General features: G+C 67.7%; 24 protein-coding genes and 2 pseudogenes. 9 read left to right on the forward strand and 17 right to left on the reverse strand.

Going from position 1 to position 26887, the window contains the following annotated elements; all coding sequences use genetic code 11:
* Nucleotides 1-19: 19 nt before the first annotated feature.
* Nucleotides 20-2434, reverse strand: a complete 2415-nt coding sequence (locus tag NBY69_RS13735; RefSeq protein WP_250301115.1) for an HAD-IC family P-type ATPase — start codon at nucleotides 2432-2434, stop codon at nucleotides 20-22.
* A 116-nt stretch (nucleotides 2435-2550) separates the two neighbouring features.
* Nucleotides 2551-2910: a DUF2530 domain-containing protein gene (locus NBY69_RS13740; protein ID WP_250301116.1), complete on the reverse strand. Its 360-nt coding sequence runs from the start codon at nucleotides 2908-2910 to the stop codon at nucleotides 2551-2553.
* Nucleotides 2911-3109: 199 nt separating this feature from the next.
* Between NBY69_RS13740 and NBY69_RS13745 the strand changes: the two genes are divergently transcribed.
* A complete protein-coding gene (locus NBY69_RS13745; RefSeq protein WP_250301354.1) occupies nucleotides 3110-4561 on the forward strand; it encodes an NCS2 family permease in 1452 nt (483 codons plus the stop codon).
* Nucleotides 4562-4607: 46 nt separating this feature from the next.
* Here the strand turns inward: NBY69_RS13745 and NBY69_RS13750 are convergent, their stop codons facing one another.
* The gene (locus NBY69_RS13750; protein ID WP_250301117.1) at nucleotides 4608-4790 is read right to left on the reverse strand and encodes a BrnA antitoxin family protein; all 183 of its coding nucleotides are present in this window, start codon (nucleotides 4788-4790) and stop codon (nucleotides 4608-4610) included.
* A 134-nt stretch (nucleotides 4791-4924) separates the two neighbouring features.
* On the opposite strand from NBY69_RS13750, the gene NBY69_RS13755 reads away from it, so the two are divergent.
* A complete protein-coding gene (locus NBY69_RS13755; RefSeq protein ID WP_250301118.1) occupies nucleotides 4925-5362 on the forward strand; it encodes a MarR family winged helix-turn-helix transcriptional regulator in 438 nt (145 codons plus the stop codon).
* A 191-nt stretch (nucleotides 5363-5553) separates the two neighbouring features.
* Nucleotides 5554-6882: an MFS transporter gene (locus NBY69_RS13760; protein ID WP_250301119.1), complete on the forward strand. Its 1329-nt coding sequence runs from the start codon at nucleotides 5554-5556 to the stop codon at nucleotides 6880-6882.
* Between the two features lie 46 nt (nucleotides 6883-6928).
* Here NBY69_RS13760 and NBY69_RS13765 read toward each other — a convergent pair.
* Nucleotides 6929-7513 (reverse strand): annotated as a pseudogene (locus tag NBY69_RS13765) (Uma2 family endonuclease).
* Between the two features lie 104 nt (nucleotides 7514-7617).
* The gene (locus NBY69_RS13770) at nucleotides 7618-8133 is read right to left on the reverse strand and encodes a GNAT family N-acetyltransferase (RefSeq protein ID WP_250301120.1); all 516 of its coding nucleotides are present in this window, start codon (nucleotides 8131-8133) and stop codon (nucleotides 7618-7620) included.
* An 18-nt stretch (nucleotides 8134-8151) separates the two neighbouring features.
* On the opposite strand from NBY69_RS13770, the gene thpR reads away from it, so the two are divergent.
* Entirely contained in the window at nucleotides 8152-8697 is a 546-nt protein-coding gene (thpR, locus tag NBY69_RS13775) for an RNA 2',3'-cyclic phosphodiesterase (RefSeq protein WP_250301121.1), read from the forward strand.
* Between the two features lie 237 nt (nucleotides 8698-8934).
* Here thpR and NBY69_RS13780 read toward each other — a convergent pair whose 3' ends face one another.
* The gene (locus NBY69_RS13780; protein WP_250301122.1) at nucleotides 8935-9930 is read right to left on the reverse strand and encodes an aldo/keto reductase; all 996 of its coding nucleotides are present in this window, start codon (nucleotides 9928-9930) and stop codon (nucleotides 8935-8937) included.
* A 116-nt stretch (nucleotides 9931-10046) separates the two neighbouring features.
* Nucleotides 10047-10553: an SMI1/KNR4 family protein gene (locus NBY69_RS13785; protein ID WP_250301123.1), complete on the reverse strand. Its 507-nt coding sequence runs from the start codon at nucleotides 10551-10553 to the stop codon at nucleotides 10047-10049.
* Nucleotides 10554-10762: 209 nt separating this feature from the next.
* Between NBY69_RS13785 and NBY69_RS37335 the strand changes: the two genes are divergently transcribed.
* The gene (locus tag NBY69_RS37335; protein WP_284348039.1) at nucleotides 10763-10894 is read left to right on the forward strand and encodes a hypothetical protein; all 132 of its coding nucleotides are present in this window, start codon (nucleotides 10763-10765) and stop codon (nucleotides 10892-10894) included.
* A gap of 77 nt (nucleotides 10895-10971) precedes the next feature.
* On the opposite strand, the gene NBY69_RS13790 is transcribed toward NBY69_RS37335, so the two are convergent.
* The 6 genes and pseudogenes from NBY69_RS13790 to NBY69_RS13815 all read right to left on the reverse strand — a co-directional run bounded on the left by NBY69_RS13790 (nucleotide 10972) and on the right by NBY69_RS13815 (nucleotide 18532).
* Nucleotides 10972-11688 carry a DUF6193 family natural product biosynthesis protein gene (locus tag NBY69_RS13790; RefSeq protein ID WP_250301124.1) on the reverse strand — a complete coding sequence of 239 codons (717 nt, stop codon included), beginning with the start codon at nucleotides 11686-11688 and terminating at the stop codon, nucleotides 10972-10974.
* Between the two features lie 79 nt (nucleotides 11689-11767).
* A complete protein-coding gene (locus tag NBY69_RS13795) occupies nucleotides 11768-16204 on the reverse strand; it encodes a DUF6531 domain-containing protein (protein WP_250301125.1) in 4437 nt (1478 codons plus the stop codon).
* 5 nt (nucleotides 16205-16209) lie between these two features.
* The gene (locus NBY69_RS13800; RefSeq protein ID WP_250301127.1) at nucleotides 16210-16521 is read right to left on the reverse strand and encodes a hypothetical protein; all 312 of its coding nucleotides are present in this window, start codon (nucleotides 16519-16521) and stop codon (nucleotides 16210-16212) included.
* A 167-nt stretch (nucleotides 16522-16688) separates the two neighbouring features.
* A pseudogene (locus NBY69_RS13805) lies at nucleotides 16689-16990 on the reverse strand (hypothetical protein); the annotation flags it as partial.
* Nucleotides 16983-17624 carry a CatB-related O-acetyltransferase gene (locus tag NBY69_RS13810; RefSeq protein ID WP_250301129.1) on the reverse strand — a complete coding sequence of 214 codons (642 nt, stop codon included), beginning with the start codon at nucleotides 17622-17624 and terminating at the stop codon, nucleotides 16983-16985. The pseudogene NBY69_RS13805 and the gene NBY69_RS13810, both read right to left, overlap by 8 nt.
* 206 nt (nucleotides 17625-17830) lie before the next feature.
* A complete protein-coding gene (locus tag NBY69_RS13815; RefSeq protein ID WP_250301131.1) occupies nucleotides 17831-18532 on the reverse strand; it encodes an SGNH/GDSL hydrolase family protein in 702 nt (233 codons plus the stop codon).
* Between the two features lie 44 nt (nucleotides 18533-18576).
* Here NBY69_RS13815 and NBY69_RS13820 point away from each other — a divergent pair, with 44 nt between their 5' ends.
* The gene (locus tag NBY69_RS13820) at nucleotides 18577-19590 is read left to right on the forward strand and encodes a WD40 repeat domain-containing protein (protein ID WP_250301132.1); all 1014 of its coding nucleotides are present in this window, start codon (nucleotides 18577-18579) and stop codon (nucleotides 19588-19590) included.
* Nucleotides 19591-19635: 45 nt separating this feature from the next.
* On the opposite strand, the gene NBY69_RS13825 is transcribed toward NBY69_RS13820, so the two are convergent.
* The 3 genes from NBY69_RS13825 to NBY69_RS13835 form a co-directional block, all read right to left on the reverse strand.
* Nucleotides 19636-20478, reverse strand: a complete 843-nt coding sequence (locus NBY69_RS13825) for a pentapeptide repeat-containing protein (protein ID WP_250301133.1) — start codon at nucleotides 20476-20478, stop codon at nucleotides 19636-19638.
* Nucleotides 20479-20708: 230 nt separating this feature from the next.
* Complete coding sequence (locus NBY69_RS13830) at nucleotides 20709-20900, reverse strand: ferredoxin (RefSeq protein WP_250301134.1); 192 nt, start codon at nucleotides 20898-20900, stop codon at nucleotides 20709-20711.
* Between the two features lie 136 nt (nucleotides 20901-21036).
* On the reverse strand, nucleotides 21037-22236 hold the full coding sequence (locus NBY69_RS13835) for a cytochrome P450 (protein ID WP_250301138.1): 1200 nt from the start codon (nucleotides 22234-22236) through the stop codon (nucleotides 21037-21039).
* A 295-nt stretch (nucleotides 22237-22531) separates the two neighbouring features.
* Between NBY69_RS13835 and NBY69_RS13840 the strand changes: the two genes are divergently transcribed.
* Nucleotides 22532-23092 carry a GNAT family N-acetyltransferase gene (locus NBY69_RS13840; RefSeq protein WP_250301140.1) on the forward strand — a complete coding sequence of 187 codons (561 nt, stop codon included), beginning with the start codon at nucleotides 22532-22534 and terminating at the stop codon, nucleotides 23090-23092.
* A 289-nt stretch (nucleotides 23093-23381) separates the two neighbouring features.
* Here NBY69_RS13840 and NBY69_RS13850 read toward each other — a convergent pair whose 3' ends face one another.
* The gene (locus NBY69_RS13850; protein ID WP_250301141.1) at nucleotides 23382-24521 is read right to left on the reverse strand and encodes a Fic family protein; all 1140 of its coding nucleotides are present in this window, start codon (nucleotides 24519-24521) and stop codon (nucleotides 23382-23384) included.
* Nucleotides 24522-24722: 201 nt separating this feature from the next.
* Here NBY69_RS13850 and NBY69_RS13855 point away from each other — a divergent pair, with 201 nt between their 5' ends.
* Both NBY69_RS13855 and NBY69_RS13860 read left to right on the forward strand, forming a co-directional pair.
* Nucleotides 24723-26219: an MFS transporter gene (locus NBY69_RS13855; protein ID WP_250301143.1), complete on the forward strand. Its 1497-nt coding sequence runs from the start codon at nucleotides 24723-24725 to the stop codon at nucleotides 26217-26219.
* Nucleotides 26216-26857, forward strand: a complete 642-nt coding sequence (locus NBY69_RS13860; protein WP_250301145.1) for a TetR family transcriptional regulator — start codon at nucleotides 26216-26218, stop codon at nucleotides 26855-26857. Before NBY69_RS13855 ends, NBY69_RS13860 begins: the two co-directional genes overlap by 4 nt.
* Nucleotides 26858-26887 lie beyond the last annotated feature (30 nt).

A 26887-nucleotide genomic window follows, 5' to 3' on the forward strand; every position in this document is an offset into this window, starting at 1 on the left:
GCCCGGACCCTGCCGGGTGTCAGCCCGGGTACCGCCGGTCGACCCACCGCCAGGCCACCTCGACGCAGAGCGAGGCGACGGCCGCGACACCCACCGCCGTCCACGGCATGGTCGTGCCCTCCAGCTTCAGCGCGAAGAAACGCTGGAGCGCGGGGACCACCAGGACCAGGACGAAGGCCCCGCCCATGGCCAGTACCAGGCAGACCCGCCACCAGGTGTAGGGGCGGGCGATGATCGCCAGGACCCACATCGAGACCAGGAAGAGCGTCAGCGTCGCCACGCTCGTCTCCGCGGTCAGGGCGTCGGCCCCGGTGTAGTAGCTCCGCGCGATCATGTACACCACGAAGGTGGCGACGGCCGCGATGATGCCGCAGGGGATCGAGTACCGCAGCACCCGCCGTACGAAGTGCGGTTTCGCCCGTTCCCTGTTGGGGGCCAGGGCCAGGAAGAAGGCCGGGACGCCGATGGTCAGGGTCGACAGCATCGTCAAGTGCCGTGGCAGGAACGGGTACTCGATCTGGAAGCAGGCCACCAGGATCGCCAGCAGCACCGAGTAGACGGTCTTCACCAGGAAGAGCGTGGCCACCCGGGTGATGTTCCCGATGACCCGTCGGCCCTCCGCGACCACCGAGGGCAGCGTCGCGAAGCTGTTGTTGAGCAGCACGATCTGGGCGACGGCCCGGGTCGCCTCCGAACCCGAGCCCATGCTCACGCCGATGTCGGCGTCCTTCAGGGCCAGTACGTCGTTGACGCCGTCACCCGTCATCGCCACCGTGTGCCCGCGCGACTGGAGAGCGGCGACCATGTCCCGCTTCTGCTGCGGGGTGACCCGGCCGAAGACCGAGTTGCTCTCCAGCGACTGCGCCATCGCCTCCTGGTCGGTGGGCAGGCGGCGGGCATCGATCGTGTTCTGCGCACCGGGCATGCCCAGCTTCGCGGCGACCGCGCCGACCGAGACCGCGTTGTCGCCGGAGATCACCTTGGCGGCGACGTTCTGCTCCGCGAAGTACGCCAGGGTGTCAGCGGCTTCGGGCCGCAGCCGCTGCTCCAGCACCACCAGCGCCGCCGGACGGGCGCCCGCGGCCACCTCTTCGTCGTCCAGACCGCCCGCGGCCCGCGCGAGCAACAGCACCCGCAGGCCCTCCTGGTTGAGCTGCTCGATCTCCTGGAGCGCCGGGTCGTGCTCGGGCAGCAGCACATCGGGCGCGCCGAGCAGCCAGGTGGAGGTCTCCCCGTCGCTCTCGCCGAACGCGGCACCGCTGTACTTGCGCGCCGACGAGAAGGGCAGCGCCTGGGTGCAGCGCCAGCCGGCGGTGTCCGGGTAGGAGTCGATGATCGCCTGGAGACTGGCGTTGGGCCGCGGGTCGGACGCCCCCAGCGCGCCGAGCACCCGCCCGATGTACGCCTCGTCCGCGCCGCCCAGCATCCGCAGCCCGGTGACGTTCATCCCGCCCTCGGTGAGCGTGCCCGTCTTGTCCAGGCAGACCACGTCGACCCGGGCGAGGCCCTCGATCGCGGGGAGTTCCTGGACGAGGCACTGCTGGCGGGCCAGCCGGATCACGCCGATCGCGAAGGCGACCGAGGTGAGCAGCACGAGCCCTTCGGGGATCATCGGGATGATGCCGCCGATGGTGCGGGCGATGGAGTCCTTGATGTCGTGCCGTTCGTGCACGAGCGCGCTGACGACGAGACCCGCCGCCGTCGGGACCATCATCCACGTCACGTACTTGAGGATCGTGGAGATGCCGCTGCGCAGCTCGGAGTGGACGAGGGTGAAGCGGGACGCCTCCTCGGCGAGCTGCGCCGCGTACGCCTCACGGCCGACCCGGGTGGCGGTGAACGCCCCGCCGCCCGCGACCACGAAGCTGCCGGACATCATCGGGTCGCCCGGCTTCTTGTGCACCGGGTCGGCCTCCCCGGTGAGCAGCGACTCGTCGATTTCGAGACCGTCGGCCTCGACGGTCTCGCCGTCGACCACGACCTTGTCGCCCGGACCCAGTTCGATGAGGTCGCCGAGGACGAGTTCGGAGGTGGAGATCTCGCCGGGCACCCCGTCCCGCCGTACGGTCGGTTTGGCCTCGCCGATGACGGCGAGCCCGTCCAGGGTCTTCTTGGCGCGGTACTCCTGGAAGATGCCGATGCCGGTGTTGGCGATGATCACGAAGCCGAAGAGGCTGTCCTGGATCGGCGCGACGAACATCATGATCACCCAGAGCACACCGATGATCGCGTTGAACCGGGTGAAGACGTTCGCCCGGACGATCTCGGCGGTGGACCGGCTGGAGCGCACGGGTACGTCGTTGACCTCGCCCCGGGCCACACGTTCGGCCACTTCGGCGGTGGTCAGCCCGGTGGCGCGGGCGGGCTCCGGCAGCTCGACGGGGTGGACGGGGTCGAGTTCGGACCCTGCGTCGATATACGGCCCATGCGTCATGGATCCGACGTTAAGGCCCGAAGTGCCCCTTCACCCGGCGAGCGGACGGAAGATCAGACCTCGGGAGGAGACGGATCGTCCTGCCGTTGTACAGACCCGCAGCCGGGTCCAGCCCCTTACGCGGACGCGGCCCCTCCGGCGGCTGTGGATCCGCCGCCGGACGCCGGACCACTGCCGGATGCCGGTCCGCTGCCGGTCGTGGGCCCGCCACCGTCCGTGGAACCGCCGCCACCGGCCGCGGCCCGCTTGAGTGCGGCGTCCCGGCCCCGTACGTACCAGATACCGATCAGCCCGAGACCGGCCCCGGCCGCGCAGGTCCAGAGCCACCACAGGTGCCCGTGGTCGTCGAACCAGCCGTAGAAGGGGAGCTGTACCAGGAAGAGGACGAACCAGAGGATCGTGCCGCCGGTGATCGTGGCGACGACGGGCCCCTCAAGGGGCTCGGGTGCCTCGTGTGTTGGTGTCCACTTCGCCATGGCCGACAGTCTATGCGGGGGTGCGGAGGGGGGACGGATAAAGGCCGTCGGGCCAGGTGGCCCAAGGCTCTACGCGCGGAGATAGCGATCTTCGACTTATGTATTCATACTGAAACGGCTTTCGAATGTCTTGTTCCATTCGTGCAAACGTCCAAATCTGGCCGTTTTTCATCGCCCCATGACAACTGAGGTCACGCGCATGTCCCCCTCGGCCACCGCTCCGGTCGACGCCGTCCCGCCGCCTCCCGGTGGTCAGCCGCAGAGTGCCTTCGACCGTTTCTTCAAGATCTCCGAGCGTGGCTCCAGCGTCGCCCGTGAGGTCCGCGGTGGTTTCGCCACCTTCTTCGCGATGGCCTACATCATCGTGCTGAACCCGATCATCCTGGGCAGCGCGAAGGACCTGTACGGGCACCACCTCGACAGTGGCCAGCTGGTCACCGCCACCGTGCTGACCGCGGCCTTCTCCACTCTCCTGATGGGTGTCATCGGCAATGTGCCGATCGCGCTGGCGGCCGGGCTCGGTGTCAACACCGTCGTCGCGCTCCAGCTCGCGCCCCGGATGAGCTGGCCCGACGCGATGGGCCTGGTCGTGCTGGCCGGCATCGTCGTGATGCTGCTCGTCGCCACCGGGCTGCGGGAGCGCGTGATGAACGCCGTTCCGCTCAGTCTGCGCAAGGGCATCGCCATCGGCATCGGCTTCTTCATCATGCTGATCGGCCTCGTCGACTCGGGCTTCGTCTCCCGCATTCCGGACAAGGCGAACACCACGGTGCCCCTCCAGCTCGGCTCCGACGGCCATCTCCACGGCTGGCCGATCCTGATCTTCGTGATCGGCGCGCTGCTCACACTCGCGCTGATCATCCGCAAGGTGTCGGGCGCGATCCTGATCTCCATCGTCACCATGACGATCGTGGCGCTGATCGTCAACGCGGTCACCACGGTGCCCAGCTGGGGCCTGACGACGCCGAAGTGGCCGGGCAACCCGGTCGCCTCCCCGGACTTCGGGCTGCTCGGCAAGGTCAGCCTGTTCGGCGGCTTCGACAAGGTCGGGATACTGACCGGCATCCTCTTCGTCTTCACCGTGCTGCTGTCCTGCTTCTTCGACGCGATGGGCACCATCCTCGGTGTCGGCGACGAGGCGAAGCTGATGGACAAGGACGGCAAGTTCCCCGGTATCAACAGGGTGCTGTTCGTCGACGGCGTCGCGGTCGCGGCGGGCGGTGCCACCTCGGCCTCGGCCGGTACCTGCTTCGTGGAGTCCACGGCCGGTGTCGGTGAAGGCGCCCGCACGGGACTGGCGAGCATCGTCACCGGGCTGCTCTTCACGGTGGCGCTGTTCCTCACCCCGGTGGCGACCATGGTGCCCTCGCAGGCGGCGACCCCGGCACTGCTGGCGGTCGGCTTCCTGATCCTGGCGGGCTCCATCAGGGACATCGACTGGACGGACTTCACGCTCGCCGTCCCGGCGTTCCTGGCCATGGTGATGATGCCGTTCACCTACTCGATCACCAACGGCATCGGCATCGGCTTCATCGCCTTCACCGTGCTGCGGATCGCGGCCGGACGCTGGCGCGAGGTGCCGGTCGCGATGTACATCGTGTCGGCGGTCTTCGTCTTCTACTACGCGATGCCCGCGCTGGGGCTCACGTAGAGAGCGGGGCCTCATACAGCCCCGCTCTCCACCCCGCGGGTCGCCGTCACGTGCGCCCGTAGAACTTCTCTGTCTCGTCGACGGCCGCCTGGAAGCGCTCGTCGAAGTCGTCGCGAATGAGCGTCCGGACCACATAGTCCTGGACGCTCATTCCGCGTTTGGCCGCATGATTCCGGAGCCGGTCGAGCAGCTCACCGTCTATGCGCAGGCTGAGCACGGTCGATCCCATGCCGAACAGGGTCGCGGCACACCGCGGCGCCGCGCGTCACTTTCCTGCCTCGTCTCACTCATATGGGTGACATCGCTCACCGGGAGGCATACCCGGTTGGTCTTTAGCATAGGTAATGAGTTACGCTAACAAACATGCCTGCCCTTCTGCCCGACGACAAGGCTGCGGCCGTCGACTCACTGCGCTCCACGGTGATGCGCCTGAGCCGTCGCCTCAAGCACCAGCGCGTCGACGAGTCACTGAGCCCCACCGAGATGTCGGTGCTCGCGACCCTCGCACGCTGCGGCTCCGCCACCCCGGGGGAGCTGGCCCGCAAGGAGCATGTGCAGCCGCCGTCCATGACCCGCATCGTGGCGCTCCTGGAGGCCAAGGGGCTGGTCAGGCTGGAGCCGCATCCCGACGACCGCCGGCAGAAGGTGGTCAGTCAGACCGAAGAGGCCCAGGCGATGCTCGTGGAGAGCAGGCGCAGGCGCAACGTCTGGCTGGCCGAGCTGGCCGAGGGCCTGGACGAGGAGGAGTGGGCGAAGGTGCTCGCTGCCGCCCCCGTCCTGGAGAAGCTCGCCCAGCTGTAACACCGCAGCACCTGCTGCAACACCGCACCACCAGCTGTAACTCCGCACCACCCGCTGTAACTCCGCACCACCTGCTGCAACACCGCACCACCTGCGTGCAACTCCGCACCACCCGCTCGCTGTAGCACCGCACCACCCGTAAGCCCTTTTTGACCCTGTTGATCTTGTCTACGCCCAGGAGGCGACCACTGTTGAGTTCGGGACCCGGAGCAGACTCCGCCCCCGCACCGCAAGAAACCTCTACCCGGACCTCGATGTTCAGCTCGCTGAAGATCCGTAACTACCGGCTCTTCGCCACCGGTGCGGTCGTCTCCAACACCGGTACCTGGATGGCGCGCATCACCCAGGACTGGCTGGTCCTGAGCATCACCGGTTCCTCCGCAGCCGTCGGTATCACCACGGCCATGCAGTTTCTGCCGATGCTGCTGTTCGGCCTGTACGGCGGCGTCATAGCCGACCGCTTCCCGAAGCGGACCCTGCTCTTCTTCACCCAGGGCGCGATGAGCCTGGGTGGTCTCTTCCTCGCCGTACTGACCCTCACCGGTCACGTCGAGGTGTGGCACGTCTACGTCACCGCCTTCTTCACCGGACTCGTCACGGTCGTGGACAACCCGACCCGTCAGTCCTTCGTCTCCGAGATGGTCGGCCCGGACCAGGTCCGTAACGCCGTCAGTCTCAACTCGGCGAACTTCCAGTCCGCCCGCCTCATCGGCCCCGCCGTCGCGAGTGGTCTCACCGCGGCCGTCGGCCCCGGCTGGGCGTTCCTCGCCAACGGCCTCTCGTTCCTCGCCCCGCTCACCGGCCTGATGCTGATGCGCACGAGCGAGCTGCACCACACCAAACTCAAGGCCCGGGGCAAGGGGCAGCTGCGCGACGGCCTGAACTACGTCTCCAAGCACCCCGACCTGATCTGGCCGATCGTCCTGGTCGGCTTCGTCGGCACCTTCGGCTTCAACTTCCCGATCTGGCTCAGCGCCTTCGCCAACGACACCTTCCACGGTGGCGTCGGCATGTACGGCCTGTTCAACACCCTGATGGCGGTCGGCTCCCTGGTCGGCGCCCTGCTCGCGGCCCGGCGCGGAACGTCGCGGCTACGGGTGCTCGTCGGCGCCGCGATCGGCTTCGGCCTGCTCCAGGTGGTGGCCGCGTGGATGCCGTCCGTCTGGATCTTCACCCCGCTGATCGTGGTGATCGGCATCCTCGGCCTCACCACGAACGTCACCGCCAACTCCACGGTCCAGATGGGCACCGAACCGGAGATGCGGGGCCGGGTGATGAGCCTCTTCATGATGGTCTTCACCGGCGGTACGCCCCTGGGCGGCCCGCTCTTCGGCTGGCTCACCGATACCTACGGGGTCCGGATCAGCTTCACCCTCGGCGGTGGGATCTGTGCGCTGGCGGCGATGGGCGTCGGCCTGATGCTGGCCCGCGCGGCCAACCTCCGCCTGGAAGTGGACCTCAGGCGCGGACGCCGCCACGTCGCGTTCGTACCGCGCGAGCAGCTGGCCACGGCGGCGTAGGACGTCAGTACGGTGCCGGGCGTCCGATCCGGTCGCAGGCGTCCGGTCAGTCGCGGGGGAAGTCGTCGGTCTCCAGGGTGAGACCGACGACGGTCGCCGTCAGGTCGACGGGATAACCGAAGTCGAACGTCACCAGGCCGTGGTAGCCGTCGTCCTTCGGGAGGGTGTGCAGGTGTCACTTGCCGGTGCAGGGGTCGGCGATGAGATACACGGGGACACCGGCGGTGGCGTACGTCGCCGGCTTCGGGCCGTAGTCGTTGGCCGCGGTGTTCTTGGAGACCACTTCGGCGACGAACTCGATGTCCTGGTAGCGCCAGCGGCCTTTCTCGTCCTTCTCGGCGCCGTCGCAGAGTTTGGCCACATCCGGAGCGAACCCATTCAGATGCCCGGGGAAGTCGATACGGACATCCGAGGTCACCTGGACGCCCATGCCGAATTCGTCCTCCATCGCTCGCACGATCCTGCGGATGATCTGCCAGTGTGCGTCCGGCTGCGGCGACGTGAAGATGTTCCCCTCGACGATCTCGACCCTGATTCCCTCGGGGGTCGGCTCAAGCCACTCGAACATCATGTCCAGAGTGCGCTCGTCGCTCGTCCCGGCCATCTCGATCCTGTCGTCGACGGCGGTCATCGTGGCGCTCCTCCCCGCTGCCGCAAGGCTGCGGGCAGTCGCGCGGTACAACGATATGCGCGGAGGCATAGTCACGCCGGGCCGTAGCGGCAGTGGGTCAGAGGTCAGACCCGCCGGGCCAGGATCTGGCCCGGCCAGTCGCCCTCGCTGAAGGCTTCGGTCCGGGTGAAGCCGTTGCGCTCGTAGTACGCGACGAGCGCGCCCCCGCTGCCCGCGTAGCAGTCGACCCGCAGCAGGGAGACGCCCTGCTGGACCGTCTCCGCCGCGGCGTGTTCGAGGAGGGCGCTGCCCACACCCCGGCCCGCGAAGCGGCGGTCGTTGACCAGGAAGTGCACATACACCTCGGGCTCGTCGGCCGGCGCGATCGACGGGCCCGGTGCGGAGGTGAGGATCACGGCCCCGGCCACGGCGCCGTCGATGTCGGCGATCCACAGCGTGCCCTGGTCGAGGTACCCCTGGACCTGCTGCACCGCCTTGGGCCGGGCGGATATCGGCCCGGTGCCCCACTGGCCGTCGCGGCCGTGGGCGACCAGCCAGGCGACCGCCCCGTCCAGCATCGCGAACACCGCGGGGACGTCGTCCGCCCCGCCCTCCCTGATTCTCACCTGGCTGCTCTTCATCCGGACGACACTAGCGTGATGAGACTGTTCGCCGCAGTGCTGCCGCCGGAGCAGGCCGTCAGCCAACTCGCCCTCGTCGTAGAGCCGTTGCACGCCCTTCCGGGGGCCGCCGGGCTCCGCTGGACGGACCGTCCCGGCTGGCACTTCACGCTCGCGTTCCTGGGGGAGGTCGACGACGCCCTGGTCCCCGCCGTCGAGGACCGTCTCGCGCAGGCCGCCCGGGACCACCGTCCCTTCGGGCTCGGCCTGGCCGGTGGCGGGTGCTTCGGGCGGCGGTCGCTGTGGGCGGGGGCCACCGGGGAGGTGGCCGCGATGGCCCGGCTCGCCGCCGCCGCGGAGAGGGCGGCGCGGGACGCGGGGGTCCGTACGGAAGATCCGCACCCCTACGTGCCGCATCTCACCCTCGCCCGCAACGACGCCCGCACCGACCTGCGGCCGTACGCGGAAGCGCTGGACGGGTTCACGAGCGACCCCTGGACCGTGCGGGAGCTGGCTCTCGTACGCAGCGGGGGCAGCCCCCGGTACGAGGTGGTCGCTGCCTGGCCGCTCGGGCCGGGCAAGTAACCTCGCAGCGTGGACCCGAAAACCAGGAACCGGATCATGGCCGGTGCACTCGTGCTGCTGTTCGTCGTCGTCGCCGTGGCGGCTGCCGTCGGTCAGTGACGGCAGCCGCACCGGGGAACCGCCGGGCGGTGATGCACCGGACGGGATCCATCAGGTGGTGATCCACCGCGTGGCGAGCCGGCGCATGGGAAACCAGCGCCTGGGAATCCACCGCATGGGAATCCGCCGCATGGCGAACTACCAGGCGAACGCCTCGGGCGACGGCCCCGGCCCCGGGAAGATCTCGTCGAGCCCGGACAGTACGGCCTCGGGCAGCTCCAGCTCGACCGCGCGCAGCGCCGACTCCAGCTGCTCCTGCGTACGCGGGCCGACGATCGGTCCCGTCACACCCGGACGCGTCAGCAGCCACGCCAGCCCGGCCTCGCCCGGCTGAAGGCCGTGCTTGTCGAGCAGGTCCTCGTACGCCTGGATCTGCGCCCGCACCGTCGGGTTCGCCAGCGCCTCCGCCGATCGCCCCGTCGTGCTGCGCGCGGAGCCGCCCTCGCGCTCCTTGCGGAGCGCGCCGCCGAGCAGCCCGCCGTGCAGCGGGGACCAGGGGATGACCCCGAGGCCGTACTCCTGCGCGGCCGGGATGACCTCCATCTCGGCGCGGCGCTCCATCAGGTTGTAGATGCACTGCTCGCTGACCAGCCCGACCGAGCCGCGCCGGGCGGCCAGCTCATTGGCCTGCGCGATCTTGTATCCGGCGAAGTTCGACGAGCCCGCGTAGAGGATCTTGCCCTGCTGGATCAGGACGTCGATCGCCTGCCAGATCTCCTCGAACGGGGTGTTCCGGTCGACGTGGTGGAACTGGTACAGGTCGATGTGGTCCGTCTGGAGCCGCTTCAGCGAGGCCTCGACGGACCGGCGGATGTTGACCGCCGAGAGCTTGTCGTGGTTGGGCCAGGCGTCGCCCTCGGCGGCCATGTTCCCGTACATCTTGGTGGCGAGCACGACCTTGTCGCGCCGTTCACCGCCCTTCGCGAACCAGGTGCCGATGATCTCCTCGGTGCGGCCCTTGTTCTCGCCCCAGCCGTAGACATTGGCGGTGTCGAAGAAGTTGACGCCCGCGGCGAGCGCGGAGTCCATGATCGTGTGACTGTCGGCCTCGGTGGTCTGCGGGCCGAAGTTCATCGTCCCGAGGACCAGTCGGCTGACCTTGAGTCCGGTGCGTCCAAGCTGCGTGTACTCCATGAGGTCCTAGCCAACCCCTTGGAGTGCGCTCGAATCAAGGATGCGCGGGCCATCCGGGGCGGTGGCCCGCGGAGGGGTGCGGATTCCCGAGCGGCGCGGCCGACGGGCCATCGGGGTCAGACGCGGCCCAGGCGTTGCAGCACCGTCGCCCAGGTGTCCTCGGTGCCCGCTCCGGTGAACTCCCGGTAGCCGGCACCGAAGGCTCTGTCGAGCAGGAAGCTGTCCAGACTGTCGCCGAGCTTCTCGAATCTCTCGCTCTGCCACCAGACGATCCCGGTGTCGGGGAAGCCTCGGACCGCGCCGGTCGCGCGCTCCAGGAACAGCGGATCCTCGTCGGCCTTGCCGAAGCAGAACCAGTCCGACCGGTTCAACTGAACGGGAGTGCCCTCTTGCGGGTCGGCGTAGAACTGGGAGCCGGCAACTACCTCCGCATCGAAGAGCACCAAACGACCGAAGACCGCGCCGTTGCACTTCCGCAGGAAGTCCTTGTAGCTGGTGGGCACTTCCGTGGGCAGTGGCCCTGCGTATCCCTCGGGGACGTCGTTCAGCATGCTCAACTCGAAGTCACTGGACAGCAAGCAGCGGGCGGCTGAGAGGAGTTCAACCAGTTTCCCGAAGCTCATCAGAACTTTGAGGTCTCGTCTTCGGCGCTTCCCATGGGCGGCGGGGCGGTAAGTGCCTTTCCTGGACGGAGAAACCGGACGGAGGTTCCGGTCAATCGGACCTTTGCCTGGTGGGGAGGGTCCACGAAGTCGATCTTTCGCCCGTAGCGGTCGATCCACTCCAGCTTCACCAGAGAGTCTTCGTTCGGGTGCTGGCCACAATGAATTGGTTGGGCGACGGATCGATCGGCAGGAGATGCCCGGACAGCGCCGTCGAGGTCACCGTCGGCTTCGTGTTCGGCTTGATGAACCTCGGTGCAGGGCGCGGCGAACAGCCCTCCAAGCCACGGATGCTCGAATGATGTGCGAGGGGCGATGTGGTCATGGTCGCCGAGAGAATATCTGCCTAGGTGGATCCTCGCCCCCATTCATGGACTCATCATAGGTGATCCAGGAAATGGAGCAAGATTTCAATCGTTTGTTGTATTGATTTCGCCTCCCTGTCCGCCGTGTCTGAATTTGTTAGCTTAATGCGATATCGAGAATCAGGCAAAGGGGTGATCCAGATTTCTCCGGCAGTCCTATCTGAATGGTCCTTGGCGAGACGCAGCACGCCATGACTGAAAAATGGGAAAAGCGCACGCAATTGATCGTTCGAATGGATCTCTTGCAGTAGGGGGCGACTGGAGTGGAAATCAGAGTCAGACAGGAGTAGGCGCCACTGTGTTTTGACTGGATCGCCACTTTCGTACGCCTGAGCCAGCTCACTGTGATGCATGAATGGGAATTTCCTGCCTATCTCATTCAAGCTCGCGCCTTCATGACGCGAATTCGCCACTCTGACCGCAGTCATGAGATCGTCGGTGCCGCCCGACGCCCATGGGTGACCATCACATTCAATGCTGATGGAAAACCAACGCTCGTCCAATCCAAGAAGAATCAAAACTACGCAGTCTGTTGATTCTAGTCGCGCCGTGCTGAACCTTGCTCGACCAGACTGAGATTGCGGGCGGATCGAAGGCAAATCAATCTCGGCCATCTCGGCGACATGAACCATGGCTGGGACGAGGCCACCCAACTGAATCAAGTCAGGGTAGAGAGAAGCATCCAGGAAGCTTGATGATTTCAGATTTGAATCATCATTTTCGAATTCCATCTCAGGTGAAGTCCTTCCGAGTGAATATCAATAGCTTGCATCCATGGTAGCAGTGAACTTCGAAGTGTCGGCCCATGGCTCAATCGATAAAATCGCGAACTCTTCCAAAATTAGGCCAGTCAGGTTCGGGAACATCGACCCTCTTCCCGTCCCTGTCGTAGAACTTAACGGAGTCCCAGTCCCGTCGCCCATGGGCCACGGACCTGGCTATCCATCCCATTTCTTCTTCAGTTGCATGTGGAGCGACCCCTTTTTCGTGACCGAGACCTCGTTTCGCCATGCCTTCGAATCCGCCGGAGAATCCCTTCATGTTCACATGAAGTTTTATCGATCCGTCTTTTATGGCATCCAGAACGGGGCCACGCCATACGTCGGGTGAGAGGTCGAGGAAGTGTTTGAAACCTTTAACCCGCGCGAATGCCTCGGTTCCTTCATTTCTGTATCCGAGCGCCACGTCTTCGCAGGGTGTGAGACCCAGAGGGTCTGCCCAGCTGTGTGGATTGTCGACGTAGGTGACCGGGTTGGGTGCCGGGTTGAGGCCGAGAGGGTCGGGGGAGAAATAGCGGGCTGTTTCAGGATCATAGTGACGGTGATGGTTGTAGTGAAGGCCCGTTTCCGGATCGAAGTACTGGCCTGCGAAGCGCAACGGTGTGTAGGTCGGGCTGTTCGCAGGCCACGTAGTTACGCCCCAGAGAGTGCTGCGGGATTGCCATGCCACCTCGCCGCGTTCGTCGATCAGCTCAGCGGGTGCACCTACGAGATCAGTGACAATGGCGAAGAAGCGGCTATCGATCTCCTCCTGAGAAGCATCGGCTGGGCATGCCTCCGTCGAGGAGGGTGCTGCCGTAGTGATGCGTTCCGTCTGTGCGATGGGGATTAGGCCCCGGTAATCCCAAGTGAGCGTGATGGGGTGGGGCAAGCTGGGGCCGGTAGCCGTCTGCTCGCAGAGGGTGGAGCCGTCCCAGGAGAAGACCGTCTGCTCGACAACCGTCGTACCGTCGGGTGCGAGACGTTGCTTCGCGGTGCGGCGGCCCAGAGGATCGTACTGGTAGCGCCAGCGCGTACCGTCCGGCGTGGTGACAGCCGTAAGACGGTCTTCGGCATCCCATTTGTAACGCCAGGTGTCTGCCTTACGGGAGAGTCGGGTCTTCTGGCGCAAGGTGATGCGCCCTTGGGCGTCATGCTCATAGCGAACGTTGCCGGCACGGGTGATGCGCGTGCCTGTGTAGGCGCGGGGACCTTGTGCCTCGTGACCGGCATGGACCGTGGGCCACGAGGCCGTCGCTTGGTTTCCGGTTTCGTCGTAGCTGTATTTCTCGGTCCACGCCTCGCCGTCGACTTTCGTGACACGACCTGCTGCATCGAGTTCGAAGTGGCGATTGCCGGAGGCTTGATCCTGGATGCGCGTGAGACTGCCATCCGCCCGGTATGAGTAGGCGCGGCGTTGGACAGAGCGGCCGTGAACATTGGCCACCAGCTGAGTAGTGAGGCGGCCCACTTGGTCGAATGTATGCGCAAGGGTGGCGAAGTCACCGAAGTGCCGGGTCACCTCCTGTCCGAGCAGGTCGAACTCGAAGTCGATCACGCGGCCAGAAGTGTTGAGCTGAGTTTGGTTTCCTGCCGCATCGTACGACCAGGTGCTGGTCGCGCCGGTGTGTGTAGTGCGACTTGTGCGGCGGCCTACCTCGTCGTAGGTATAGCTGAGGGTGCGGCCGTCGACTGTCTCCGACAGAAGTTCACCGAAGCGGCCGCGCTCCAGCACAAGGGTGGAGTCGGGATTGGTCGCCCGAGTGAGATGACCGTTCCGGTCATAGGCGAAAGTGGTAACGACTCCGGCGGCGTCCTTGCGGACGGTCTGGCCGAGTGCATCGCGCTCGAACGACAGGGTCTCGCCGAGGCTGTTCGTTTGCGACGCCAGTAGTCCGACTGCGTCATGTGTATAGGTGAGTGTGCGGTTGTCAAAGTCGGTTTCGGAAACCAGCTGCCCGGCTGAATCGTAGGCGTAATTCCATTGAGATCCGAGGGGGTTGGTGACCTGTGTAAGGCGAAGCTCGGTGTCGTGGGTGAATGTGTAGCGGATGCCGTCCGAACTGTTGCGGGCCGCTGTCAGGCCGAAGTCGGTGTACTCAAAGGTAGAGACCGCACCCATGGCATCTGTGTGGCTGGTGCAATTGCCTTCGCCGTCATATTTCCATGACTCGGTGGATCCGTCCGAGACCGTACGACGGGCCGGCTTGCCCTCGACCGTCCACTCCAGACGGGTAGTATTGCCATGCGCATCGGTAATGGCAGTGGTGCGCCCGAAACCATCACGCTCATAGTTGGTGGCTGCCCCCGTCGGGCCGATGATCTCGACGGGTATACCGCGCGGATCGCATCGTACGTGCGTTGTACGCCTGAGCGGGTCGATTACCTCCGTGAGGTGTCCCAACCTGTTGTACGAGAAGTGTGTGACTGCGCCTGTCGGGTCGGTCACCACAATGGGATTGCCGCGCTTATCGCACTCCTGGGACCAGATACCGCTATCCGGTCCAGTCACCGTCGTCGGAAATCCGAGTGCGTTGTATTCGGCTCTCGCCTCGTGGCCGTCCGGACGGATGACCGCTACGGTACGGCCTTCATCATCGTAGGCGTATTGGGTGGTGTGGCCGAGTGGGTCGGTGATGGTGGTGAGTTGGTGGTGGTTGTTCCATTGTTGGTGGGTGGTGTGGCCGAGTGGGTTGGTTTCGCGGATGAGGCGGTAGGCGTTGTTGTGTTCGTAGGTGGTGGTGTGGCCGAGGGAGTTGGTGACGGTGGTGGTGTGGGTGGTGTCGTTGTAGGTGAGGGTGCCGGAGAGGTATCCGCCGCTGCCTTCGGTGCGGATGACCCGGCCGCGCTCGTCGTAGGTGTAGGCGTACCGGGTGTTGTTGCGGTCGGTCCAGGAGGTGATGCGGCCTTCTGTGTCGTAGGTGAAGTGGAGGGGGAGGCCGGAGCTGTTGGTGACGTCGGTGAGGTGGCCGTGTTGGTTGTAGGCGTAGGTGAGGAGTGTGGTGCCGGGGGTGTGGGGGTGTTGGGGGTTGATGAGGCGTAGGGCGGTGATGCGGGGTTGGGTGGGGTGGTGGTCGAGGGCGATGTGGTAGCCGCCGGTGTGGGTGATGTGGGTGGGTGCGCCGTGGTCGTTGTAGTGGAGGGTGATGCGTTGGTTGTTGCGGTCGGTGATGGTCTGTAGGGGGAGGTCGACGGCTTGGGCGTCGTCGGTGGGCTGGGGGGTGTGGAAGACGTGGGTGAGGCCGGTGTCGGGGTCGGTGATGCGCAGGGCGCCGTCGGTTTCGGTGTCCCAGGTCAGTGCGAGGCGTGAACCGGTTTCCGGGTAGACGGGGTTGTTGGTCTCGGTGCCGGTGGGTGGCAGGGGGTAGGTGAGGCGGGCGCCGTCGGGGGTGGTGTAGGTGATGCCTTCGTCGTCGATCTGGAGGCGTTGGTCGAGGGTGGAGGCCCAGGAGGAGCCGAACCAGCCGCCCCACCGGTAGGAGGAGAGGTGGGTGCGTTCCAGGATGAGGGGGAGGGTGCCGGGGAGTTGGACGTCGGTCTGGGGGAGGAGCATGTCGCCGGTGGCGACGTCGATGGGGTCGAGTTTGCATTCCTTGAAGAGGCCGCGGATGGAGGCGGGGAGTTTCTCCCATTCCGAGGGCCGTAGTTTCAGGCGGGAGAGTCCTGATCCGTTGAGTTTGAGGGCTTTCGCGAGGTCGGCTATCTCACCGGGTTTGAGGGCTTTGAGTCCTTTGCCGAGGGCTTTGCCGAGGAACCCGAGCCCGACGCCTGCGATGGCGCCTTCGCTGAGGAGTTTCGCGAGTTTCCCGGGGTCCTTGAATGCGCCGGGGTCTTCGAGGGCGGTGGTGAACGCGGTGAACTTCATGCCCTCGCCGGCGAGTTTCCCGACCTTCGCGACGGTCTTGATGTCTTTGAGGGCTTTCAGGGCGCGTTCGACGTTGCGGACGGCTTCCATGACGGTGCGGACGGTTGTGCCGAGCGCGCCGCCTTCTTCTTCGATCCGGGCGACCAGTGCGATGACCTTCAGTGCCCGCTCTCCGGCGACGAGGGTGGAGGCGACCTCGGACAGTCCGGCGGTGAGGATGGACAGGGCGAGGCCGGCGATCTCGAATTCGGCGATCTCGGCGAGCATCACGCCGATCTGTGAGATCAGTTCGTGTGCCTCGTCGGCGAACTTGTCCAGGGCGGTGGCGCCGTCGCGCAGGGAGTGGGCCATGTCGGTGGCGTGTGTGCGCATGGTGCGGGCGCGTTTGGAGAAGGCTTTGGCGGTTTTGCCTTCCCAGGTCACGTCGGACATGGCGGTCTCGGCGGCTTGGGCGGCGTCTTCGAGGCCTTTGGCGAGGGCCCGCCAGTGTTTGGCGATCTCCCGGACTCCGTCGGGGTCGACGGCCGGGTCGGTGATGCCGAGGAACTCCAGGCCGCTGGCCATGGTGTTCCCGAAGGCGTGGTTGGCCTTGCTGATCCAGTGGAGCGGGTTGAGATCGACCACCGGGTTCAGCCCTTCTTCGTGCGGGCCGCCTGGCTCAACAGCACATCCAGCAGATCGAACGCATCCGAGACATCACCCAGGAGTTTCGCCTCGTCGTCCCATTCGTCGTTCAGGCTCTTCGTCAGCTCCGACAAGGTCTTCATACCGTCACGCACCTCACCGGTCGCCTTCAGCAACGAACCCAACGCGCCCAGCGCGGACAGGTCATGCGAAGCGGCCTTGAAATCCTGCAACGGCTTCGCCGTGTGATGCGGCGCCCCACGTAACCCCGACGCCGCCTTCGCCATCGACGCGGCATCCTTCGCCAAATCCGACACAACAACCACCCCCGTTTACAACCGAGTACACACCAACCAACCCAACTTACGCAGCAAGGTTTTCGGGAAGATATGGCGGACGTCAAGAGGGGGTGAAGTGCATACCGGCAGTCGCTGCCCAGCGGACATCCTGATTTCCGGCAGGTACGTCGACGTGTGCCCGGAGCTCAGTGGTTGACGGCCTGGATCTCCTGGGCGGTGACGTCCCGGGTTGCGCCGAACTCGCCGTCGGGCAGGGGCTGGCCACCGGCGACTCCGGTGCCGGTCCGGTGGATCTTCCAGGTGACGGTGGCGTTGAGTGTGTACTACCGGTTCCGGAGGAGCGTAGGTACTCCACGCCACAGGGCGGAGTTCTGTCTTCCTTGCCCCTGGCGTAGGGCGCACCGATGCGGCCGTTGACGATCGGGCACTCGCCGGAGGCCGGGAACGTGGCAATCCGCGCCGCATCCCGTTCGCCGGCGTCAGCCCGCCGCAGGGGCCGCGGCCTCCAGTTCGTCGATGTTGCCGGACATCAGGGCGCGTACGTGGTCGGTGATGTGTTCGGCGGGCCAGTCCCACCAGGCCAGGGCGAGGAGTCGGGCGATGTCCGGGTCGCTGAAGCGGTGGCGGATGAGGCGGGCCGGGTTGCCTCCGACGATGCCGTAGTCGGGGACGTCGTCGACGACGACCGCGCCGGAGGCGATGATCGCGCCGTGGCCGATCCGGACTCCGGGCATGACCGTGGTGCGGTACCCGAACCAGACGTCGTTGCCGACGACGGTGTCTCCCCGGCCCGGCAGGCCGGTGAGCAGGTCGAAGTGGTCGCCCCAGGAGCCGCCCATGATGGGGAAGGGGAAGGTCGACGGGCCGTCCATCCGGTGGTTCGCGCCGTTCATGATGAACCGCACTCCTTCGCCCAGTGCGCAGTACTTGCCGATGACCAGGCGCTCCGGGCCGTAGTGGTACAGCACGTTGCGGGTCTCGAACGCGGTCGGGTCGTCGGGGTCGTCGTAGTACGAGAAGTCCCCCACCTCGACCAGCGGGGACGTCACCAGGGGCTTGAGGAGCACCACTCGTGGCTGGCCGGGCATCGGGTGGATGGTGTTCGGGTCGGGAGCGGGCATGGGTCCTTCTCTCGGTGCGTGCGGCGCGTATGGCGTGTATGGCGTGTGCGGTGCGTGCGGTGCGTGCGGTGCGTGCGGTGCGTGCGGTGCATGCGGTGCGTGTTGCGGTACTTCGGCTCTTGGGGTGGGGGCACGGGGTGCCGTGAGGCTCGTAACCGGTGTGTGCTGTAAGGGAGTTCGCCCGCGCGTCGGGACAGTGCCCACGCTCACACGAGGTGCACGCCAGGCCGCCCGTCCGGGCGTGCCCGGTACCGCCCGCCCACGCCCCACGCCTGGTGCAGCGCGTCGGCGAAGGCGCCCGCCAGCTTGTGCTCGCCGCTCGCGTTCGGGTGTGTGCCGTCGTACGTGTCCTGGTGGATGTCGTACGACTCCGGGCGCGAGGCCAGCAGCAGCGGTGATGCCGGGGTGTCGAGGTCCGCGACCGTTTTCGCCAGCAGCACGTTGAACCGGGCCACCTCCGCCGCGAAGGGTGCGTCCGTCTCGGCCCGGACGTTCGGGATCACCGGGAGGATCACGGCCTGCACCCGGGGGTTGGCCGCGCGGGCCTCCGCCAGGAAGGTGCGGACGTTGCGGGCGGTCTGGTCGGCGTCCGTGTAGAAGCCGAGGTCTATCAGGCCCAGCGAGATCAGCAGCAGGTCGGCGCGGTGGGTCCGTACCGTTTCGCGGATCACCGGGGCCATGTGCTGCCAGCCCTCGCCCCAGCCCGCCAGATGGCGACGTGCCTCGGCCGGGAAGGCGGGGTCGGCGTAGGCGGTGCTCGACTCGTAGAGCTCGGTGCGGGGGCCGACCGTCTCGTATCCGACGCCGGGGGACCCGCCCAGGTGCTGCCACATGCGGTAGCGCCAGGTGTAGTCGCCGGCGCGGCCTATGGTCATCGAATCACCGACGAACATCATCCTCGGACGCATCCCGTCATCATCGCCGATGCCCTGCGGATGGCAGTCTTGGGGGCATGCGTTCGCTTCCGTACGTCGCCGGGGCCGCGGCCACCGTCCTGTTCGCCGTTCTGCCTGCCACGCCCGCTGCCGCCGACGGCGGGGGCGGGGCTGGGGGCGGGGGCGGGTTCACGATCAAGGACCCCCGGATCGCCGAGTCCAGCGGGCTGGCCGCCAGCCGTCTGCACCCCGGTATCTACTGGACGCACAACGACAGCGGCGACGGGCCGTACGTCTACGCGGTCGATTCGAGGACCGGGCAGACGGTCGCCACCGTGACCATGAGCGGGGTCGGCGCGCCCCGCGACGTGGAGGCGATCTCCATCGGGCCGGACGGTGACATCTACGTCGGGGACATCGGCGACAACCTCGACGGGTCCTGGGACCACGTCTGGATCTACCGATTCCCCGAGCCGAAGCAGTTGCGGAACGAGACGGTCCGGGCGACCCAGTTCACCGTGAAGTACGCCGACGGGCCGCGCAACGCCGAGGCGCTGATGGTGCACCCGAAGACCGGCCGGGTCTACATCGCGTCGAAGAACCAGACCAAGGGCGGGCTGTACGTGGGGCCCGAGAAGCTCTCCACGACCAGCACCAACGTCTTCCGGCGGATCGACAAGGTGCCGTGGGTGACCGACGGCGCGTTCTCCCCGGACGGGAAGCAGTTGACGCTGCGCGGGTACCTCGGGGCGGAGACGTACGACTGGAAGGCCTCCGGCGGGCTCGGTAAGGAGCACGTACTGAACGTGCCGTTCCAGGGACAGGCCGAGTCGGTGACGTACACGCTGGACGGCAAGGCGCTGATGATGGGTTCGGAGGGGGCGCAGAGCAAGGTGCTGCGGTTCCCGGTGGACACCCCGGGCACGACCGAGGACGGGGCCAGGGCGCCCGGCCGGAAGGGGAGTTCGCAGCGGGTCGCGGGGGACAGCGACGACTCGGGGCACTCCGGCATCACCTGGGGCGGCGCGGCGGTGCTGATCGCGCTGTTCGTGGTGTTCCTGGGGGTGCGGAGGCGGTCGGGGAAGAGGTGAAGGACGCGGGTTCGTTTCCGCGGCCCCCGGTCAGGTAAGTACGTCCTACGGCGTCCAGTGCGCCGGCCTGACCAGCGACGGAGGCAGTTTCGTCGTCGCGTCGCCCCGTGCCGCGTTCAGCTGGGGCTGGGTGAGGAAGAAGCAGCCGGTGAGGTCCGCGCCGGTGAGGTCCGTGTCGCGGAGGTCCGCTCCGATGAAGTCGGCGGTGCGCAGGTCCGCGCCGGTGAGGTCCGCGGCTATCAGACAGGCCCCGCGGAGGTCGGCGCCCCTGAGGTCCGCGCCCCGGAGCCGGGCGCCCATCAGGTCGGCGCCCCTGCGATTCTTCTTCTTGCGGCCGGTGGGTCCGGCTCCGGCTCCGGCGCGTACGAGTTCGCTGGTGCGCAGGAGGAGGACGTTGACCTCCGCGCGGTGCGCCGCCACGTCCAGGTCCGCGAGTGCCTCGGGGGTGCCGTGGGTGAGGGCTTCGGTGGCGTCGAGGAGGCGGCGGAGCTCCGGGTGGAGGGGGCGGGCCGGGTCCAGGGTCAGCGCCTCGGTCAAGTACCAGAGCAGTTCGTGGAGTTGGCGGACGACGGGGAACGTGTCGAACATCTGCTGGGCGGTCTCCGGGGCCTGCCGCCAGTCCTGGCCGCCGAAGGTGACCTGCGAGACCTGCTGGCCCGCGCCGAAGCAGTCGTACACCGTGCAGCCCGGGAAGCCCTGGTCGCGCAGCCGGGTGTGGATCCCGCAGCGGAAGTCGGTCCGGAGATGGGTACAGGGCTGGCCGGCGCGCTTGTCGGCCGCGAAGTCGGCGGACGCGGCGAAGGGGAGCGCTACGCAGCACAGCCCGAAGCAGTTCGCGCAGTCGCCCTGCAGGGTGAGTTGTCGGGGCGGGGACGGGGGCTGGGGCACGGGGACGGGGCCTCCGGGGTGTGGGCGCGCGGGACCGGTTGCTCCGGGCTGCCCATGGTAAAGGCCCCAGGCCCTTCGGTTTCGGTGACCCGGACGGAGCTCTCGTCGGTGGCCTGGCCGATGGTCCCATCGGTGGTCCCGTCGGCGGCCCTGCCGCCGGTGGTCCTGTCCCCAGCGACAGGACCACCGCACCCTTCCTGCGCCGCCTGCGCCCCGGCCCGCGTCATGTCCTACGTCACGGTGATGGCCTGCACCGGACAGGCGCGGGCGGCCTCCTTGACCATCGGGTCGGCGGTGCCGTCCTCGTTGCCCGGCAGGAGTTCGCTGAAGCCGTCGTCGTCCTGGGTGAAGACCTTCGGCGCTGTCAGCGCGCACTGACCGGCGCCGATGCACACATCTGTGTCGATATTGATTTCTGTCACAACAGGCGCCTCTCGACGGGGAGTTGGATCATTCGAGTTGCATGGGGAAGTCGGAGAAGTGGGGGAAGTGGGGACTGGCGGGGCAGCAGGGGCAGCAGGGGCGACCGGGGAAGTAGGGATGGCCGGGTCAGCGGAGTCACCACGTCACGGGCAGTTCGAGCATGCCCTGGAGCGTGTCGCCCGGCTTGAACGGGATCTCGTCGGCCGGGGCCGCCAGCCGCAGCTCCGGCAGCCGGTGGAAGAGGGTGCGCAGCGCGATCTCGATCTCGGCCCGCGCGAGGTTCTGGCCGAGGCACTGGTGGACGCCGAATCCGAAGGCGACGTGGTGCCGGGCCTCCCGGGACAGGTCCAGTTCGTCCGGTGACGGGTAGGTGGAACCGTCGCGGTTGATCACCGAGGTGGAGAGGACCACCCCGTCACCGGCCCGGATCGTTTCCCCGCCCACCTCGATGTCCTCCGTCGCCAGCCGCGCCATGCCGTCGGCGATGGACAGGAAGCGCAGCAACTCCTCCACGGCGGTCGGCATCAGGGTGTCGGAGGAACGCAACAGGGCGAGCTGGTCCGGGTGTTGGAGGAGGGTGAAGGTCCCCAGCGAGATCATGTTCGCGGTCGTCTCGTGCCCGGCGACGAGCAGGATCACGGCCATCTGGACGAGTTCCTCGCGGTCGACGGCACCGGTTTCGAGCCGCTGGGCTATCAGTTCGTCGAGCAGCCCTTCGCCCCGGTCGGTGCGTTTGCGCTCGATCAGCGACCGGAAGTAGTCGTTGAGCGCGTCCCGGGCGGCCTCCACCTCGGTGACCCCGGGGCCGCGCAGCAGTTTGCGGGACTGGGCCTCGAAGAACTCGTGGTCGGCGTACGGGACGCCGAGCAGCGCGCAGATCACCATCGAGGGAACCGGCAGGGCGAAGGCGCTGACCAGATCGGCGGACGGCCCCCGCTCGATCATCGCGTCCAGCAGCCGGTCGACGGTCTCCTGGATCTGGGGCCGCAGTGCGGCGGTCCGCTTGACGCTGAAGCTCGGGATGAGCATCCGGCGCTGGGTGTGGTGCTCGGGGTCGTCCATGCCGATCAGCGCGACCCGTTGATCGGAGCTCCTGGCCACCCGCTCGGTGATCCGGGGGAACGCCGGGTTCTCCCGGTCGGACGACAGCCGCCGGTCGACCAGCAGCGCACGCGCCTCGGCGTGCCCGGTGACCAGCCACACCCGGCGGCCGTCGAAGAGGGTGGCGGCCGTCAGCGGCTGTTGCCCGTCGTCCGGGAGCCGGTATCCGGTCGGCGGGTGGTAGGGACAGGTACGGTCCTGCGGGAACGAGACGGCGGTCTCGATGTCTGCCATGGCGGGCCTCACAAACAGATGTGGAGGGTGTCCTACCGGTCCCCTCCACTAGATGCCTCCGGCACCTAATGCTGCTACGCCATGTTCGGCCAACTAGGTTGATTCGTACTCAGGTCGGGCGGCTGGATCTGTACCTGGGCCGGGCCCGCACCCGTGTCAGGCCGGGGCCCGCACCCGTACTCGCATCAGGCCGAACTTGTACCTGTGCCCGTATCAGGCCCGATATCCGTACCCGTACCCGTATCAGGGCCGGGTGGCTGTCCGGGGTCGCCCACCCGTTGCGTAATCTCGCGGCATGACTGTCCTGACGGCCGAGCCCGCGGCCTTTTCCACCGAACGCCTCGATCTGCTGCCGCTGCGCGTGGCGTACGCCGGGGAGATGGCCGAGGTGCTCGCCGACCCCGCCCTCCACGCGTTCATCGGCGGCGACCCGGCGACCGTGGACGAGCTGCGCGCCCGGTACGTACGGCAGGTCGCCGGTTCCCCCGACCCTGCGGTGACCTGGTGGAACTGGGTGATCCGGCTGCGTACGGAAGGGTGCCTGGCCGGGACCGTGCAGGCGACGGTCGAGCCGCCGGTCGCGGAGATCGCCTGGGTGGTGGGGACACCGTGGCAGGGCCGTGGCATCGCCAAGGAGGCCGCGGCGGGGCTGGTCGCGCACCTCGGGTCGGTACCCGGTGTGCGGGACGTGATCGCGCACATCCACCCGGACCACGCGGCGTCCGCCGCTGTGGCCGGGGCGGTCGGTCTCCGGCCGACGGGGGAGTGGCAGGACGGGGAGGTGCGGTGGCAGTCGTCGTTGCCCGTGTCACTGCCTGCATCGCCGACCGGGTCGTCGTCCCCGTACCCGCTGTAACCGTCACCGGCCCGTGCGGTCGGTCGCCTGCCAGCCGTGTTCGAGGAGGTCGAAGGCGGCCCGCACGGCCTGTTGGGCATCGGACCGGTCCCGGGCCAGGCTCGGTGCTTCGAGGGCGAAGCAGGCCAGGGCCGCGCAGGCCGGGGCTGACGGGAGCGGTGGTGGGCGCTGCTGCTTTTGCCGCGGCGCTGCGCGTCAGGGAGGTCCCGCTGTGCGCCGGGCCGGTACGGCCGAAGCAGGCGGGGGAGCCGGTCGGGGCTCCGGCCGACTCGAAGCCCCGGTTCGCCGGTCAGTCGTCGTACGGGTCATCGAGCCACATCGGCTGTCGCAACTCCTCCAGCACGGGCGCCGGGAAGCGTGGGCCCGGGACGTAGTACCGGGCCTTCGTGTTCCCCACCGGCAGGAGCAATTCGGCCTCCACGAGCGCGCGGATGTCCCGGACGGACTGCTGATTGCTGAGATTCTCCGCGCGCTGATAGCGGGCCCGGCGGACGCGTCCAGCCAGAGCGGCGTCGTGCAGCGCCGTGACCTGGCGTTCGTCGACGCCGTTGTGTTCCCCGAATTCGGCGAGCTGGATCCAGCAGCGGGTGGACCGGTCGATGCGGTGCTGCACCGTCTGGGTCTGCTGGTGGTACGCGAGCAGGTTGAACCGGATCCAGAGGGCGGTGTCGCGCCCAGGGGACCACTCGCGGCCTCCCACCTGCTTGAGAACTTTGTAGTACTCCCAGGTGTTGCCCGGCGCGCCCAGCCAGGACTCGATCGAGGAGAACTCCGGGGCCAGGACCCCGCCGCGTGCGATGACCAGGGTCTGCAGGGAGCGTGACATCCGGCCGTTGCCGTCGGACCACGGGTGGATCTTGACCAGGTTCAGATGGGCCATCGCGGCCCGGACCAGGGTGTGGGCTTCCAGGTCGCCCTCGTTGAGCCACGTGATCAACTCATGTGTCAGCGACGGGAGTTCGTCGGCGTCCGGGGCGACGTACGCCGCCTGTGCCGGCTGGCCGGGTTCGTTGATCCAGACTCCGCCCTTGCGCCACCGGCCCGCGGTCATGCCCGGATGGTGATGGCCCTGGAGCATCCAGTGCAAGCTGTTGAGCAGCGACTTCTCGTAGCGGAAGTCGGGGGTGTCGTGCAATGACTGCACGTAGGCCATGGCGTGCTGGTAGGCGAGCGTCTCCGCCCGGTTCTCCGCGGAGACGGCGACTTCCTGTTCGCCGTCCAGCAGGTCTTCGACGTCGACGGAGTCGACCGTGTAGCCCTCGATGCTGTTCGATCCGGCAATGGCCTGCGCGGTGAGGGTCTTGCGCAGGTCGGCCGTCCACTTGGTCGGCGTGCGCTGTACCTGGTGCCGGAGGCTCTCCCGCATCACGTCGACATGCGCGAGGACGTCGCGGTCCTGAGGCGTGAGTGCAGGAGTCTCGTAGAGCATGATTCGACAATACCCAGTGGGTGTCATGGTGCCGCTTCCCCGCTTCCCCGCTTCCCCGCTTCCCCGCTTCCCCGCTTCCCCGCTTCCCCGCGTATCCCTGTGCGCTCCTGGGGTGCACAAGCGTTTACCCTGGGGTGAACGTCTGTGCACCCCAGTCGCGGTGCGCAGCTCCCACGCCAGCCGCAAGCCCGACGGAGAGCCATGTCCCCAGCGATACCCGGACCCGCAGAGCCGACAGCGCTCGCGGGATCCGACGAACCCGGCAGAGCCGCCCACCCCCGCATGTTCGTCGGCGTTCTCGCCTTCTGCGGTGTGGTCGTCGCCGTCATGCAGACGCTCGTCGTGCCGCTGCTGCCGCACGTGCCCGCGCTCACCGGGTCCACCCCCGCCGCCGCCAGCTGGCTGGTCACCGTCACGCTGCTCACCGGCGCCGTCTGTACGCCGGTGCTCGGGCGGGTCGGGGACATGTACGGGAAGCGGCGGGTGCTCGTCGCCGCGCTCGGGGTGCTCGTCGTCGGGTCCGTGCTCTGCGCGGTCAGCTCCCAGATCGGGGTGCTCATCGCCGGGCGCGCGCTCCAAGGGGCCGCGCTCGCCGTCGTACCGCTGGGCATCAGCATCATGCGGGACGAGCTGCCGCCCGCCCGGGTGCTGTCGTCCGTCGCGCTGATGAGTTCGACGCTGGGGATCGGTGCGGCCGTCGGGCTGCCCATCGCCGCGTTCGTCATCGAGCACTACAACTGGCACACCATGTTCTGGGCCTCGGCCGGGCTGGGCGTGCTGGACATCGTGCTGGTACTGATCTTCGTGCCGGAGTCCCCGCTGCGTACGCGTGGCCGGTTCGACGCGCTGGGAGCGCTCGGGCTGAGCGGGGCGCTGGTCTGTCTGCTGCTGGCCACCACCCAGGGCGGCGAGTGGGGCTGGGGTTCCGCCCGGGTCATCGGGCTGTTCGTCGCCGCCGTCGTGATCGGGCTCGTCTGGGGCCGTTACGAGCTGGGCGTCTCCTCGCCCATGGTCGACCTGCGGGTCTCGGCGCGGCCCGCGGTGCTGTTCGCCAACCTGGCCGCGCTGTTCATCGGCTTCGCCTTCTACGCCAACTCCCTGTCCACCGCCCAGATGGTGCAGGAACCCAAGGACACCGGGTACGGCCTCGGCGCCTCGATCGTGGTCGGCGGGCTGTGCCTGCTGCCCGGCGGGCTCTCCATGGTGGCGCTGTCGCCGGTCTCCGCGCGGCTCTCCGCCAGGTACGGCCCGAAGTTCACCCTCGCGCTCGCCTCGGGCGTCCTGGCCGTGGGGTATCTGGTGCGCTTCTTCACCAGCCACAGCCTGTGGCTGATCATCGTGGGCGCCACCGTGGTGGCCTCCGGCACCGCCCTCGCGTACTCCGCGCTGCCCTCGCTGGTGATGCGCGCGGTCCCGGTCAGCGAGACCGGGGCGGCCAACGGGCTCAACACCCTGATGCGCTCGGTCGGACAGGCCTTCTGCTCCGCCGTGGTCGCCGCCGTCCTGGCCAACGTCACCTTCCAGGTCGGAGGCCGCACCGCGCCCACCCTGCACGCGTACCTGCTGGTCTTCCTGATCGCGGGGGCCGTCGCACTCGCCGCGCTGGCCGTCACACTGTGCATTCCGGGCAAGACGTCCGCCGCGGCCGGTAGCGTCGGGGAGCGGGGTACGAAGGTGCTTGTTCGGGAGGACGCATGACCGTCGGCGGTACGGACACGGGTACGGATGCGGATGCGGGGGCCGGTACGGATACGGCGACCGCTGCGGGTACAGGTACAGGTACAGGTACGGGTACGGGTACGGGCCCGAGCGGCCGGGACGCCATCCTGTTCGCCGCCCGGCGGGCGTTCACCCAGCGCCCGTACGCCGAGGTGACCATGCGCGGGATCGCCGCCGACGCCGGGGTCAGTGCCTCGCTGATCGTCAAGCGGTTCGGGACGAAGGAGCAACTGTTCAACAAGGTCGCCGACTTCGGGGCGGCGGCCGACACACTCTTCGACGCGCCCCTGGACGAACTGGGCCGCCACCTGGTGCTCACTCTCGTACGAAGCCGGCGCGCCCAGCAGGCCGACCCGCTGCTGCGCGTCGTGTTCTCCCTCGGCAACCGTGACGAGCGCTCCCTGCTCAAGGAGCGCTTCCGCGAGCAGGTCACCTCCCGGCTGGCCGCCCGCCTCACCGGCGAGGACCACGAACTGCGCGCGGAACTGATCGCCGGCCAACTGCTGGGCATCGGTGCGGCGCTCAGCCTGCACCGGCCCGGCGCCGGTGAACTGGCCACGCCCGAACGGCTGGCCGAGCTCTGCGGGCCTTCGCTCCAGCGGTTGATCGACGGGTGAGCGGACGGCCTTCCCGTACGGGAGAGGCCG

It is taken from the genome of Streptomyces sp. A 4/2, from assembly GCF_940670765.1.
In the GTDB taxonomy this organism is placed as follows: domain Bacteria; phylum Actinomycetota; class Actinomycetes; order Streptomycetales; family Streptomycetaceae; genus Streptomyces.

Excerpts from the sequence above, each read along its gene's own strand:
- NBY69_RS13750 (WP_250301117.1), bottom strand. The coding sequence starts at position 4,790 with ATGGGATCGACCGTGCTCAGCCTGCGCATAGACGGTGAGCTGCTCGAC.
- NBY69_RS13770 (WP_250301120.1), bottom strand. The coding sequence starts at position 8,133 with ATGAAGAGCAGCCAGGTGAGAATCAGGGAGGGCGGGGCGGACGACGTC.
- NBY69_RS13835 (WP_250301138.1), bottom strand. The coding sequence starts at position 22,236 with ATGGCAGACATCGAGACCGCCGTCTCGTTCCCGCAGGACCGTACCTGT.
- NBY69_RS13755 (WP_250301118.1), top strand. The coding sequence starts at position 4,925 with ATGCCTGCCCTTCTGCCCGACGACAAGGCTGCGGCCGTCGACTCACTG.
- NBY69_RS13785 (WP_250301123.1), bottom strand. The coding sequence starts at position 10,553 with ATGAGCTTCGGGAAACTGGTTGAACTCCTCTCAGCCGCCCGCTGCTTG.
- NBY69_RS13740 (WP_250301116.1), bottom strand. The coding sequence starts at position 2,910 with ATGGCGAAGTGGACACCAACACACGAGGCACCCGAGCCCCTTGAGGGG.
- NBY69_RS13810 (WP_250301129.1), bottom strand. The coding sequence starts at position 17,624 with ATGCCCGCTCCCGACCCGAACACCATCCACCCGATGCCCGGCCAGCCA.
- thpR (WP_250301121.1), top strand. The coding sequence starts at position 8,152 with ATGAGACTGTTCGCCGCAGTGCTGCCGCCGGAGCAGGCCGTCAGCCAA.
- NBY69_RS13780 (WP_250301122.1), bottom strand. The coding sequence starts at position 9,930 with ATGGAGTACACGCAGCTTGGACGCACCGGACTCAAGGTCAGCCGACTG.
- NBY69_RS13840 (WP_250301140.1), top strand. The coding sequence starts at position 22,532 with ATGACTGTCCTGACGGCCGAGCCCGCGGCCTTTTCCACCGAACGCCTC.
- NBY69_RS13860 (WP_250301145.1), top strand. The coding sequence starts at position 26,216 with ATGACCGTCGGCGGTACGGACACGGGTACGGATGCGGATGCGGGGGCC.
- NBY69_RS13790 (WP_250301124.1), bottom strand. The coding sequence starts at position 11,688 with ATGGAATTCGAAAATGATGATTCAAATCTGAAATCATCAAGCTTCCTG.
- NBY69_RS13850 (WP_250301141.1), bottom strand. The coding sequence starts at position 24,521 with ATGCTCTACGAGACTCCTGCACTCACGCCTCAGGACCGCGACGTCCTC.
- NBY69_RS13815 (WP_250301131.1), bottom strand. The coding sequence starts at position 18,532 with ATGCGTCCGAGGATGATGTTCGTCGGTGATTCGATGACCATAGGCCGC.
- NBY69_RS13735 (WP_250301115.1), bottom strand. The coding sequence starts at position 2,434 with ATGACGCATGGGCCGTATATCGACGCAGGGTCCGAACTCGACCCCGTC.
- NBY69_RS13855 (WP_250301143.1), top strand. The coding sequence starts at position 24,723 with ATGTCCCCAGCGATACCCGGACCCGCAGAGCCGACAGCGCTCGCGGGA.
- NBY69_RS13820 (WP_250301132.1), top strand. The coding sequence starts at position 18,577 with ATGCGTTCGCTTCCGTACGTCGCCGGGGCCGCGGCCACCGTCCTGTTC.
- NBY69_RS13745 (WP_250301354.1), top strand. The coding sequence starts at position 3,110 with ATGTCCCCCTCGGCCACCGCTCCGGTCGACGCCGTCCCGCCGCCTCCC.